Consider the following 12,105-nt stretch of genomic DNA (forward strand, 5'->3'; position numbering starts at 1 on the left):
GAAATGCAAAATCAACGGGAATAACAGGGAGTTAATCATGAAAGTTAAAACCACTCTGATGGCAAGTGCGATTGCTGCCGTTGCTGGTGGCGCGATGGCCGAAGAGATGACCATCGTGTCCTGGGGCGGCGCCTATTCCAAATCGCAGCTCAAGGCGTATCACGAACCCTATTCGGAAAAAACGGGCGTCACCATCCTGAACGATGACAGCTCCGCCGAAGCGGTTGCCAAGCTGCGCGCCATGAATGAAGCGGGCAACATTACCTGGGATGTGGTCGACGTTGTGGCTGCGGACGCGATCCGTCTGTGCGACGAAGGTCTGGCGATGGAGATCGACCCCGACGTGCATTTGGCCGCGGCGCCCGACGGGACTTCGGCGGCGGATGACTTCGGTGATCTGCTGGTCAGTGACTGCTTTATCCCGCAGATCGTGTATTCGACCACATTTGGCTATCGCACCGATCTGGTGGGCGACACACCGCCGACCGATGTATGCGCCGTGTTCGATCTGGAAGCTTATCCAGGCAAGCGTTCGTTGGAAAAGCGTCCGATCAACAACATGGAATGGGCATTGATCTGTGACGGCGTTGCCAAAGACGATGTCTATGATGTTCTGGCGACGGCTGAAGGCCAAGATCAGGCGCTGGCCAAGCTGGGCACGATCAAAGACAGCGTCGTCTGGTGGTCTGCCGGCGCTGACACACCGCAGCTTCTGGCCGATGGTGAGGTCATCATGGGTTCGACCTATAACGGTCGTCTGTTCAGCGTGATCGAAGAGCAGAAACAGCCCGTCGCCATGCTTTGGGACGCGCAGGTGTTCGATCTGGACGGCTGGATCATTCCGGCAGGTCTGAGTGAAGAACGCACGCAGCGTGCGCTGGACTACATCATGTTTGCGACCGACACGCAGCGTCTGGCGGATCAGGCCAAGTACATCTCGTATGGTCCGGCCCGTGCCTCGTCGGCTCCGCTGGTTGGTCAGCACGCCGACCTGGGTATCGACATGGCGCCGCATATGCCGACTGACCCGGAAAACGCCAAGAACACGTTCCTGTATAACTACGAGTTCTGGGCAGACTACCGCGACGACATCGACGCGAAATTCCAGGCATGGTTGGCTCAATAAGCCTGTTTTAAGTCATCGGTCGGGGCCGCAATTGGCCCCGACCCACCAAAAAAGACCAAGGGACGCAGATGACTGACGCAACTCAATCCGGTCCGATGCTGGCTGCAGATGGTACGCCGCTGAAGAAATCTCTGGCGCGATCATTGCGCCGCCGCAAGTTGCGGGCGCTGGCCCTGATTGCACCGCTGCTATTGTTCGTTCTGCTCTCTTTCGTGATCCCGATCGTTTCGATGCTGTTCCGATCAGTTGAAAACGGCATTGTGGCCGAGACCCTGCCATTGACCGTGGTCGAGTTGAAAAACTGGGATGCGGAAAGCGGCGAACTACCGGATGAAGCTCTATACGCCGCGTTCACCAAAGATATGGTCGTTGCCATTGACGAGAAGACACACACCCGGCTTGGTTCGCGCCTGAACTATGAGCAGACGGGTATGTCCTCGATGTTCCGTCGCTCGGGTCGTCAGATCAAAAAACTGGACCCGGAAACCGATGGCCCGTTCAAAGACAAGCTGATCGACATTCACGACGGTTGGGGGGATATCGAAACCTGGCGTACCATCAAGACCCACGCTGTTCCGATCACCAACGGATATTTCCTGAACGCCATCGACATGCGCCGCACGCCCGAAGGCGCGCAGGCGCAGCCTGAAGACAAACAAATTCTGATCAAGCTGTTTGGGCGCACTTTGATGATGTCGCTGATAATCACGGCATCCTGTATCCTGCTGGCCTATCCTGTGTCGTATTTGCTGGCGACGCTGCCGATGCGCGTGTCGAACCTGCTTATGATCCTAGTGCTACTACCATTCTGGACGTCACTGCTGGTGCGAACTTCGGCTTGGAAGGTTATGTTGCAGCAGCAAGGCGTTATCAACGAAACTTTAGTGTGGCTTGGGTTAGTGGCCGATGATGCACGGTTGGTGATCATCAATAACCAATTCGGCACGATCATTGCGATGACGCATATCCTGCTGCCGTTCATGATCCTTCCGATGTATTCGGTCATGCAGACCATTCCGCCATCCTACACCCGCGCCGCGAAATCCATGGGCGCGACGAACTGGACGACCTTCTGGCGTATCTATTTCCCGCAATCCATTCCCGGCATCGGAGCGGGGTCGATCCTCGTGTTTATCTTGGCCATCGGCTACTACATCACGCCGGAGATCGTTGGCGGGACCAAGGGTGTCTTCATCTCCAACCGGATTGCGTACCACATCTCATCCTCGCTGAACTGGGGATTGGCTGCTGCGCTCGGGACGATCCTGCTGGCGGTCGTTCTGTTACTCTACTGGTGCTATGACAAGATCGTGGGCATCGACAACGTGAAGCTGGGATAAAGAAGATGGCAGCACTTACACCTATATCCCGCAAACCCATGTCGGTTGTCCTGCCCGCAGTGGCCATTGCCGGAGGTTTCCTGGGCATGTTCGTCGGGGCCGGGCAGGGCAGTGTCTTGCTGGGCATTGTGATCGGCGCGGCTCTTATGGCGGGGCTGGCCTGGGTCTATATCAACGTTCTGGACAATGAACGTATGGCCCGCTGGATCACAATCCTCGGACTGGGCGCGCTTGGTTTGCTGTTTGCTGGCGTGACCGGCCTGATCGTTGGTTTGCTGGCTGGTTGGTTCTTTGCCTTCTTCATCTTCTGGCTTTACGAGGGGCGCTACCGCCAAAAGCTGCTGCCCTATATGACAGGCCAGCAGGTTTTCTGGCACTATGCGTTCCGAGTGATCTGCGGCGCGATCTTCGTATTCCTAATCACTCCGATCCTTGTGGTTCTGCCGCTGTCGTTCAACGCGCAGGATTTCTTTACCTTCACGCCCGAGATGCTGCGGTTGGACCCCGAAGGCTATTCGCTGAAACACTACCGCGACTTCTTCACCAACAATGAATGGCAGCGTAGCTTCAAGAATTCGCTGATCATTGCACCGATTGCTACGATCATCTCGGTCTCGCTGGGGACTCTGGCGGCCATCGGCCTGAGCCAGAGTCACGTTCCGGGGAAACGGGCCATCATGGGTATCCTGATCTCGCCCATGATCGTGCCGCTGATCATTTCGGCCACTGGCATGTTCTTTTTCTACAGCGATATCGGACGGTTCCTTGAGGGCACGCTGGGCATGGACAAGAACTTTGTGGGCTATGTAAAAGTGATCCTTGCGCATGCGGTTCTGGGTATTCCGTTCGTGATCATCACCGTGACCGCAACGCTGGTGGGTTTCGACCAGTCGCTAACGCGGGCCTCTGCGAATATGGGGGCAGGGCCGGTGCGGACCTTCTTCAAGATCCAGATGCCGTTGATCCTGCCAGGCGTGATCTCGGGTGGCTTGTTCGCGTTTATCACGTCGTTTGACGAGGTGGTTGTGGTGTTGTTTGTCGGCTCGGCCAGCCAGAAAACGCTGCCGTGGCAGATGTTCACCGGTCTGCGCGAACAGATCAGCCCGACCATTCTGGCGGTGGCGACGATTCTTGTCGTGATCTCAATTGCGCTGTTGACCACGGTTGAATTGCTGCGCCGCCGGTCCGAGCGTCTGCGGGGTCTTTCCCCCGCTTGACGCGCGCCGCGGCGTGATTTAGCCATTGCGATATGCAGCCCGGTCACGATGGCGTCGTGACATCTCTACGGGCGCATGGCTCTCGGTTCCCGAGGCCGCTTGTCCTGAACGCCGGGACTTGTGGCCGGGCACCTTTCGTCCGGCATTGCAGGAGAGAGCATGATGACAGACCTGACAAACCGCCCCGAGTTCTTCACCAGCCACAATGGCGACAAGGCCCCGTTGCCATTCAGCAAGGCCGAATATGACCGCCGCCTGTCGGGCCTGCGCGCCATGATGGCGGCACGGGATATTCCGGCGGTGTTGCTGACTTCGATGCACAATATCGCCTATTACTCGGGCTTTCTGTATTGCGCCTTTGGCCGTCCTTATGGCTGCGTGGTGACGCAGGACGCATGTACGACGGTGTCGGCGAATATCGACGCAGGCCAGCCGTGGCGACGCTCGGTCGAGGAAAACGTGATCTACACTGACTGGAAACGCGACAATTACTGGCGCGCGGTGGCCAGCCTGATCGGCGGCGCCAAGCGGATCGGGATCGAAGGCGACCACATGACGCTGGCCGCGCGTGATACGGCGCTGGCGATGCTGGGGCAGCCCGAGCTGGTGGATGTGGCCACGGATACGATGGCCGCCCGCATGGTGAAATCCGCAGAAGAGATTGAGTTGATCAAGGGCGGTGCGCGCACGGCGGATGTGGGCGGTGCTGCGATCCACGCCGCGATCCGTGAAGGGGCGACCGAGATCGAGATCGCTATGGCTGGGCGCGACGCGATGGAGGTTGAGATTGCCCGCGCATACCCGGATGCCGAATACCGGGACACCTGGGTCTGGTTCCAGTCGGGCCTGAATACGGACGGTGCGCATAACCCCGTAACCAAGCGGGCGCTGCAAAAGGGTGATATCCTGTCGCTGAACACCTTCCCGATGATCTCGGGCTATTACACCGCGCTGGAACGTACCCTGTTTCTGGGCGAACCCGACGCCGACAGCCTGCGCATCTGGAAGGCCAATGTCGCCGCGCATGAGCTTGGCCTAAGCCTGATTAAACCCGGCGCGACTTGCTCGGGCATCACAGCCGAGATCAATCGGTTCTTCGCAGATGAGGGGCTGCTGCAATATCGCTCGTTTGGGTATGGCCATTCGTTCGGAGTCCTCAGCCATTACTATGGCCGCGAAGCAGGGCTGGAACTGCGTGAAGATATCGATACGGTGTTGGAACCCGGCATGGTCGTGTCAATTGAGCCGATGCTGTGGATTCCCGAAGGCCAGCCCGGTGCGGGTGGCTATCGCGAGCATGACATTCTGGTTGTCGGCGATGATGGGGCCGAGAATATCACCGGGTTCCCCTATGGGCCTGAGCATAACACGATTGTCTGACCGGATAGGCGAGAGGGGCGCTTAGCCCCTCTTTCCACGTTCGTGGAAAATGAAGCCGATGAAATTCAGCAGCACCTGCGCGGCTAGAATTTGCGTGCTTTCGGTGGGATCATAGTTCGGCGCGACCTCGACCAGGTCAATGCCGACCACATCTCCGCGCTGCGCCAACCCCTGCAGGATCTCCAGCACGTCATAGTACAGAAACCCCCCGTGGCTGGGCGTGCCGGTGCCTGACGCAATCGATGGGCAAAAAGCGTCAATATCAATCGTCACATAATACCGCGCGCCTTCGGGGATGCGGGCCAGGACGCCCTCGGTTCCCAGTTTGCGGACCTGTCGCACCGACAGGATATCCGACCCCCGCGCGCGGGCGTCCTCATACCCTTCCTTCGCGGTCGATGACACATTGCGGATGCCCAGCTGGGTCATGCCCGAGACATAGTTTTTCTCAATCGCGCGCCGCATCGGGTTGCCGTGACCAGCGGTGACGCCGTGGCGTTCGTCAACGAAATCAAGATGGGCGTCGATTTGCACCACATGGATCGGACAATTCTCGGCGCAATCCTCGGCAAAGGCGTTTATGCAGGGGATGTTGATTGAGTGATCTCCGCCGATGGTGACGGGCAGGGCACCGGCGTTCAGGATTTTCTCGACCCCGAACTGGATATTGGCGTGGCTTTCGTCGGTCTTGGTGTGGATGATATCGGCGTCCCCGATATCGACCATGCGGACCGAGCTATCCAGATAGGTTGCGTCATCCTCGTGATCATACGCCCCGGCATGGCCAAAGCTGAACAGTGTCGACGCCTCACGCACCGCACGTGGCCCGAACCGAGCGCCGGATCTCCATTGTGTGCCGAAATCGAAGGGTGCGCCCATGATCGCCACATCCGCGTCGATCTGGTCCCAATCCTCGACATATGGCGATTTGCCAAAGGTCGAAATACCGACGAATGGCAGGTTCAGACGGCCACTTGCATACCCATGAGACGACATAGCGCGATTCCCGTTTCTTGTTTGTCCGTTGTAGCTTAGAAGCCTTGTCTTTAGCAGGATAGGTTTCTTTGAGGGGTGGATGGGTTGAATGTCGCCCGCCAAGGGTGTCTATCTGAGCGAAAGGTCTGAAAGGAATTGCCGTGGGACAGCACGAACTGCCACCCGAAACAGGTGTGTTCTATATCAATCTGGACCGCGTCCCCGCCCGTCGGGATTTTATGGAATCGCAGTTCGATCACGCTGGACTATCAGGTGCCACCCGGTTCAGTGCGGTTGACGGGCAGCAACCCGGAGCGTTGCACCAGAACGGCTATCTTCCCGGTTCAGGCAGTCGCTGGGGCTTGAAACAAAGCGAGATCGCCTGTTTCGAAAGCCACCGGGCCGTCTGGCAGGCCGCCGTCGACCAAAACCTGAACACTGTGGCGATATTCGAGGACGATGTCGAGATGTCCGCAGATGCGGGCCGAGTCATTGTGGACGTTCTGAACCATTCGACCGAGTATGATTTCGTCAAGCTGGACTATTCGCCCAGGCCCTTGCGATTTGGGGCAGAACGGGATTTGGGGCAGGTGAAAGTTCGCCCCATGCTGGAAATGGCACCAAGCGCGGCGGCCTATGTGGTGTCGCAAGCGGCCTGTCGCAAGTTGCTGGCATGGTCCACGGCCTATTCCGACCATCTGGACGATTTTGTCTCGCTCCCGCGCGCGGATTGGCGGATGTATCAGTGCTTTCCTGCTGTCGGTGTGCAGATGATCTGGTCTAAGCAGCAGGCGGAAATTGTTGACGAGGTGAAGGTCAGCGAACGCTCGCAGGATCAGAAAACCAACAGCGGGTTGGACAAGGGACCGACATGGTTCCGGCTGCGCCGCGAATTGCTGGCGGCCGGGCGTAAGTTGCGCTGGCGCATGGGGGCCCAAACGCGGCTTTTGAAGCAAGGGGGCTATGTCGGTTTCATCCCATGTGCCGATGATCTGAGCGTTTAGGTGCGCCGGGGTTTTAACCTTTCGAAACCCTGCGTTTAGCAATCCAAACGCATAAGCGTTAACAAAACTGTCAGTTTGATATAATCTTCCAGTGTTGTTTACGGTTAAACAAGGGTCTGGGGGATGAGTCAGTCAATTTACGACCGCTATGGAGGCTTCAAAACGATCAGTCGGATCGTGATGACCTTCTATGAAATGGCGCTGGATTCTGATCAGATCGGCGGTCATTTCGAAGATATCGACATGCCGCGTCTGATTGATCACCAAACCAAGTTTGTGTCTTCTCTGGTTGGTGGACCTGCCTCGTTCAGTGATGACCGGATCGAGGCAGTGCATCGGCATCTGAACATCACGCATGAAGATTTTGACGAGATGGCCGATTTGTTCGGCGAAGCTCTTGCCCAGCACGGCATGGAAGACGCGCATATCAAGATTGCCTTGGGAGCCATTGAATCCAAACGCGCAATCATCGTTACGCGCTCGGCGGCATGAGTATTCAGGCCATCAACGAACAGTTGCTGCGGGCAATTGGCGTTGGTGTTGCCGTCGTGCGTGCCGCGGATCTGAGCTTCGTTTTTCAGAACGGTCCGTTCATAGAATGGTTTGGGACGCCTGAAAAAGGACAAACGCTGCTGGATCTGTTCCCCGATCTGGACGCGCGCGAATTGGAGGACGTCAAGCAATCGGGCCTGCGCTATTCCGTGGAATTGCAGATCAAGCCCAAGCGCCGGACGTTGGTTTTTGCGGTCGCCGTGTCTTTGGCAAGTGGGCTGGACGAGCAGCTTCTCGTGGTCGAATGCCAGAACATCACCCGCATCCGCGAATTGGAAAGCATGATCGACAGCTATTCCTCAATGGTTGAGCGGAACACGCGTGAGTTAGAGCGCGAGAAAGAGCGTGTCGAACGTCTGCTGCTGAACCTGATGCCGCGCGCGGTGTACGAAGAGTTCAAGACATTTGGCGTGGTGACGCCGCAGCTTTATGATGAGGTCTCGGTCGTGATGCTGGACTTTGTCGGCTTCACGGACTTTGCCGCCAAGACGGACCCGACCGTGACCCTGAGCGAGTTGAATGACATTTTCACCGCCTTTGATCGCATCGTCGAACAGTTTGGCTGTGAGCGGATCAAGACCATCGGAGATGCTTATCTTGCGGTATCGGGAATGCCCGATCCAACCCCGGATCACGCAACCGCCGTTGCGCATTGTGCGGTCCGGTTCCTGCGGTATCTGGAGCGGCGCAATGAAAGCCACCCCCACAAATGGCAGGCCCGTGTCGGGTTGGGTATGGGGCCCGCAGTCGGGTCGGTAGTTGGTATACAGAAATACGTCTATGACGTATTTGGCCCGGCGGTGAACCTGGCCTCGCGCCTTCAGGTTTTTGCCAACCCGATGCATATCGTGGCGCCGGATGAGATGAAATATGCGCTGATCGACGCGTTTCAGGTGTCCGATATCGGTCGCGTCGACGTCAAAGGCATGGGTGAGATGGACTTGATCAATGTCACGTCGGGCCTGAGTATGCCGAAGCCCAAAACTGTTTTCTGATCAGTCATCCTGTGGCACAAGCCCCAGCCCCCGCAAATAGATACCGATCCCGGACTCCAGAAGATCCTCGGGCGGGAAAGGCGAACTGGCTCCGGTGTTGCGGGCGAACAGCTCCACCACACCGTGGCTCATGGCCCATATATGCGCGCTGAACATGGATGCCGGAGGCCGCTTTTCGGGCGGAATATGCTGTGACAGATCGGATGCAGCCTTTTCCAAAACCGCTTTTGCTCGGTTGGCGGCAAGGGCCAATTCTGGTGTGCGGTTGATCGAGATACCGCTTTCGAACATCGCGATATAGTGGCCAGGATGTTTGCGGGCGAAAGCCAAGTACGCGCGTCCGGTCGCTTCGAACGCGGCAAGGGCCGAGGGTTGGCCTTTGTCATAGGCGAACTGCATCAGATCCGCGAACATCTCAAACCCCTGACGGGCGGCTTCGGCGATCAGGTCCTCGCGGCCCTGATAGTGGCGATAGACGGCGGCAGGCGTCACGCCTGCGGTCTTGGCAGCTTCGGACAGGGTAAACCCGGTTGGGCCTTTTGCCTCGATCAACGATAGCGCCGCCTCGATCAGCGCCTGTTTCAGATTTCCGTGATGATAGCCGCGTTTGCTCATGCCTGTGTTAAGCGCCTTTTTTGTTTTGGCTCGTTGATCTTATGACATAATGCTGAGATGTCGTTACGTCCAACCGATCATCCGTCGGGCGCGGCCTACGCATCCCAGATATCCGGGCCCCCGCAAATTTTCGGATCGTTTGCGCCAATGGCATCCGCGTCTTTTTCGTCATAATCCACTGCGTGCAGCACGGTCCTGATTGCGGCAAGTCGAGCGCGTTTCTTGTCGTCGGACCGGACAATCGTCCACGGGCAGGTATCCGAGTGGCTGCGGGTCAGCGTCTCGGCTATGGACTGTGAATATTCCTCCCATTTACTCAACCCAGCAACGTCAATTGGGCTGAGTTTCCACTGTTTCAGAGGGTCGGTTTCACGCGCTAGAAAGCGATTAAGCTGTTCGGCCCGACCAACATTCAGCCAAAATTTGAAAAGCTGGATTCCGTCATTGACCAAACCGGTTTCAAGCGGCAGGACTTGGCGAAAGAACCGCTCGCGCTCTTCCGGTTCGCAAAACCCGAACACGTTCTCGACCACACCGCGATTGTACCAGCTGCGGTCGAAGAACACGATCTCACCGGCCGAGGGCAGGTGCGGGATGTAACGCTGGAAATACCATTGGCTGCGTTCTTGATCCGAAGGCTTGCTCAGCGCGACATTGCGCGCCCCGCGTGGATTAAGGTTTTCGCGAAAGCGCTTGATTGTGCCGCCTTTTCCTGCGGCATCTCGGCCTTCGAAGATGATTGCGATACGGCTTTCGGTTTCCTTGACCCAAGACTGCATCTTGACCAGTTCGATCTGCAATGCCTCCATCTGCTTTTCGTAGTCCTTACGCTTCATCCGTTCTTCGTAAGGATAGCTGGAGTTCAGAATATCGTCCTTGTCCGCCTTTTCGATCGCAGAGCGAACGTCTTTGGGCGCATCATTTCGAAAATATTTTTCAATGGAGCCTTTTGAGGATCGGGCCATTAGCTACCTCTCGATAAAATCCATATCCTACTATGGATTAGCGCAAGGCTTAACGCAAACCCGCCCTTTGGGCCGCGCGGTCGATGGCAGCGGCCACCTCGGGTGCAGCGACGACCTGCGGCATATGGCCGATCCCCGGCAGTTCGATCAGTTCCGCGCCGGGGATCTGTTCTATCAACCGGTGGGAATGCCAGCCCAACCCGACCGTGGTGTCGGCGGTGCCATGCACGATCTCGGTGGGAACATCGATATCCTTATAGCGCGGTTGCAGTGCGCGAACCTCTTCTAACAGGTTGGCGCGCTGTTTTGCATTGGCATGCATCGAGGCGCTTCGGATGGTCAGGCCGGGACCGAAGTGGTCTGAATAACCTTCGGGCGCGGTTTGTGGCGAGAAAACACGGTCCAGTGCCTTTTCGACATACCATTCGGGGATAAAGGCGCTGATCAGGGGAAGGGCCAGCGCGTTTCCGGCTGGGGTCGCTGCCATCCTGTTGAACCCGTCTAATGGGGTCTCCCAAGGAATGGCAGCCGGAGCGATCAACACTAGCGCCGAAATGTTTTCGGGGCGTGTCACAGCCCAGGCCAATGACACCGATCCGCCATAGCTTTGTCCGGCGACGATAGGCTTGTCCGCCCCAAGGCGCGCGGCGGCTTCTTGCAAGATTTCCGCTTGCTCGACAATAGTTTCGCCATCGGGGTTAAAGCTGGAGCTGTACCCCAGGCCAGGGCGATCAAAGACGATGACACGAAAATGCTCGGCCAGGATTGGGGCCAACGCAAAGGTCATGTCGCGCGTGTTCCCGCTGGAGCCATGGATCAACACCACATCCGGCCCTTCACCCATGACAACCGCGTGGACAGAAACGCCGTCTACGTCAACAATCTGACCTTCGGGTGGAAAGGCAGCCTCGGATCGCGCCTCATTCTGCGCTGCACGCCAGGTGGTAGTTATGGTCAGCCCGGCAACAAGCAGACCCAGAGTGACAAGCGTTTTAACGGCCAATTTGATCCATCTCGAACGGTGTGGTTTGGTAAATCTGATTGATCCAGTTGCCATAGAGCAGGTGCGCATGGCTGCGCCATCTGTTCTGCGGCGGCTGGCTCGGATCGTCATCAGGGTAATAATTCATCGGCACATTGATTGGCGTGCCATTGGCGATATCGCGATCATATTCTTGTTTCAGCGTGTCGCTGTCATATTCGAAATGATTGAATATATAGATTGCCCGATGCTCGGGGTCCTCAACCAGACAGGGGCCGACCTCGTCGCTGCCCAGAAGAGTCGTCAAGCCTACGGCGCCGTCGATCTCGGGTTGTTTCATCTCGGTCCAGCGGCTGACAGGGATCACGCATTCGTCCGAAAACCCACGCAAAAACGGCGAAGAGGGCACGAGATTGCGTTGTCGGAAACAGCCGAATGCCTTCGCGTCCAGCATATGTTTGCGAACGCCGTGGAAGTGATTGATCATCGCCATCCCACCCCAGCACACGCCGAAGGTCGAGTGCACGTTGGTCTGGGTCCAGTCGAAGACCTCGCTGATCTCCTCCCAATAGGTGACGTCATCGAATTCCAGATGTTCGATCGGCGCGCCGGTGATGATGAGCCCGTCAAACTTCTGGTCCTTGACCTCCTGGAACGGGCGATAGAACTCGGCCATGTGGGCGGCTGCGGTGTTCTTTGTGCGATGTTCCGTCATGCGGATCAGCGAAAGGTCGATTTGTAGCGGCGTCGCGCCGATCAGGCGGGCGAACTGGTTTTCGGTCTGAATCTTCTTGGGCATCAGATTCAGCAACCCGATCCGCAATGGACGGATGTCCTGACGCATAGCCTGATCCTCGGCCATGACCATGACGCCCTCTTGCGAGAGTACGTCAAATGCGGGCAGGTCAGCGGGGATCTTGATAGGCATCAGGTGCAAGCCTTTGGTGTTTCAGT

The 12,105-nt window shown here is 57.2% G+C and carries 12 protein-coding genes; 7 read left to right on the forward strand and 5 right to left on the reverse strand.

Going from position 1 to position 12,105, the window contains the following annotated elements:
• Positions 1-37: 37 nt before the first annotated feature.
• The 4 genes from ACR0L1_RS21115 (at position 38) to ACR0L1_RS21130 (ending at position 5,063) form a co-directional block, all read left to right on the forward strand.
• Positions 38-1,126 (forward strand): extracellular solute-binding protein, encoded by a 1,089-nt coding sequence (locus ACR0L1_RS21115; protein ID WP_480860674.1) that lies wholly within the window; start codon positions 38-40, stop codon positions 1,124-1,126.
• Between the two features lie 68 nt (positions 1,127-1,194).
• Positions 1,195-2,466 (forward strand): ABC transporter permease, encoded by a 1,272-nt coding sequence (locus ACR0L1_RS21120; RefSeq protein ID WP_170769568.1) that lies wholly within the window; start codon positions 1,195-1,197, stop codon positions 2,464-2,466.
• A 5-nt stretch (positions 2,467-2,471) separates the two neighbouring features.
• Positions 2,472-3,683 carry an ABC transporter permease gene (locus ACR0L1_RS21125; protein WP_480549918.1) on the forward strand — a complete coding sequence of 404 codons (1,212 nt, stop codon included), beginning with the start codon at positions 2,472-2,474 and terminating at the stop codon, positions 3,681-3,683.
• A 162-nt stretch (positions 3,684-3,845) separates the two neighbouring features.
• A complete protein-coding gene (locus ACR0L1_RS21130) occupies positions 3,846-5,063 on the forward strand; it encodes an aminopeptidase P family protein (RefSeq protein ID WP_480502920.1) in 1,218 nt (405 codons plus the stop codon).
• Between the two features lie 21 nt (positions 5,064-5,084).
• On the opposite strand, the gene speB is transcribed toward ACR0L1_RS21130, so the two are convergent.
• Positions 5,085-6,059, reverse strand: coding sequence for an agmatinase (gene speB / locus ACR0L1_RS21135; protein WP_480860676.1), 975 nt, complete (start codon positions 6,057-6,059; stop codon positions 5,085-5,087).
• Positions 6,060-6,199: 140 nt separating this feature from the next.
• Here speB and ACR0L1_RS21140 point away from each other — a divergent pair, with 140 nt between their 5' ends.
• The 3 genes from ACR0L1_RS21140 (at position 6,200) to ACR0L1_RS21150 (ending at position 8,589) form a co-directional block, all read left to right on the forward strand.
• Positions 6,200-7,042: a glycosyltransferase family 25 protein gene (locus tag ACR0L1_RS21140; protein ID WP_480860678.1), complete on the forward strand. Its 843-nt coding sequence runs from the start codon at positions 6,200-6,202 to the stop codon at positions 7,040-7,042.
• 123 nt (positions 7,043-7,165) lie between these two features.
• On the forward strand, positions 7,166-7,534 hold the full coding sequence (locus ACR0L1_RS21145; protein ID WP_170788595.1) for a group I truncated hemoglobin: 369 nt from the start codon (positions 7,166-7,168) through the stop codon (positions 7,532-7,534).
• On the forward strand, positions 7,531-8,589 hold the full coding sequence (locus ACR0L1_RS21150; RefSeq protein WP_480860680.1) for an adenylate/guanylate cyclase domain-containing protein: 1,059 nt from the start codon (positions 7,531-7,533) through the stop codon (positions 8,587-8,589). The genes ACR0L1_RS21145 and ACR0L1_RS21150 overlap by 4 nt, the downstream gene beginning before the upstream one ends.
• On the opposite strand, the gene ACR0L1_RS21155 is transcribed toward ACR0L1_RS21150, so the two are convergent.
• The 4 genes from ACR0L1_RS21155 to metA form a co-directional block, all read right to left on the reverse strand.
• Positions 8,590-9,204, reverse strand: coding sequence for a TetR/AcrR family transcriptional regulator (locus tag ACR0L1_RS21155; protein ID WP_170769575.1), 615 nt, complete (start codon positions 9,202-9,204; stop codon positions 8,590-8,592).
• 95 nt (positions 9,205-9,299) lie between these two features.
• Positions 9,300-10,169 (reverse strand): polyphosphate kinase 2, encoded by an 870-nt coding sequence (ppk2, locus tag ACR0L1_RS21160; RefSeq protein ID WP_170769576.1) that lies wholly within the window; start codon positions 10,167-10,169, stop codon positions 9,300-9,302.
• A gap of 49 nt (positions 10,170-10,218) precedes the next feature.
• On the reverse strand, positions 10,219-11,172 hold the full coding sequence (locus tag ACR0L1_RS21165) for an alpha/beta fold hydrolase (protein ID WP_237217149.1): 954 nt from the start codon (positions 11,170-11,172) through the stop codon (positions 10,219-10,221).
• The gene (gene metA / locus ACR0L1_RS21170) at positions 11,162-12,079 is read right to left on the reverse strand and encodes a homoserine O-acetyltransferase MetA (protein WP_170788598.1); all 918 of its coding nucleotides are present in this window, start codon (positions 12,077-12,079) and stop codon (positions 11,162-11,164) included. The genes ACR0L1_RS21165 and metA overlap by 11 nt, the downstream gene beginning before the upstream one ends.
• Positions 12,080-12,105: the final 26 nt, after the last annotated feature.

The organism is Ruegeria sp. J8 (assembly GCF_056531925.1).

What these genes read in the sequence shown, in the direction of transcription:
- ACR0L1_RS21115 (WP_480860674.1), top strand. Translation starts at nt 38, where the DNA reads ATGAAAGTTAAAACCACTCTGATGGCAAGTGCGATTGCTGCCGTTGCT.
- ACR0L1_RS21120 (WP_170769568.1), top strand. Translation starts at nt 1,195, where the DNA reads ATGACTGACGCAACTCAATCCGGTCCGATGCTGGCTGCAGATGGTACG.
- ACR0L1_RS21125 (WP_480549918.1), top strand. Translation starts at nt 2,472, where the DNA reads ATGGCAGCACTTACACCTATATCCCGCAAACCCATGTCGGTTGTCCTG.
- ACR0L1_RS21130 (WP_480502920.1), top strand. Translation starts at nt 3,846, where the DNA reads ATGACAGACCTGACAAACCGCCCCGAGTTCTTCACCAGCCACAATGGC.
- speB (WP_480860676.1), bottom strand. Translation starts at nt 6,059, where the DNA reads ATGTCGTCTCATGGGTATGCAAGTGGCCGTCTGAACCTGCCATTCGTC.
- ACR0L1_RS21145 (WP_170788595.1), top strand. Translation starts at nt 7,166, where the DNA reads ATGAGTCAGTCAATTTACGACCGCTATGGAGGCTTCAAAACGATCAGT.
- ACR0L1_RS21150 (WP_480860680.1), top strand. Translation starts at nt 7,531, where the DNA reads ATGAGTATTCAGGCCATCAACGAACAGTTGCTGCGGGCAATTGGCGTT.
- ACR0L1_RS21155 (WP_170769575.1), bottom strand. Translation starts at nt 9,204, where the DNA reads ATGAGCAAACGCGGCTATCATCACGGAAATCTGAAACAGGCGCTGATC.
- ppk2 (WP_170769576.1), bottom strand. Translation starts at nt 10,169, where the DNA reads ATGGCCCGATCCTCAAAAGGCTCCATTGAAAAATATTTTCGAAATGAT.
- metA (WP_170788598.1), bottom strand. Translation starts at nt 12,079, where the DNA reads ATGCCTATCAAGATCCCCGCTGACCTGCCCGCATTTGACGTACTCTCG.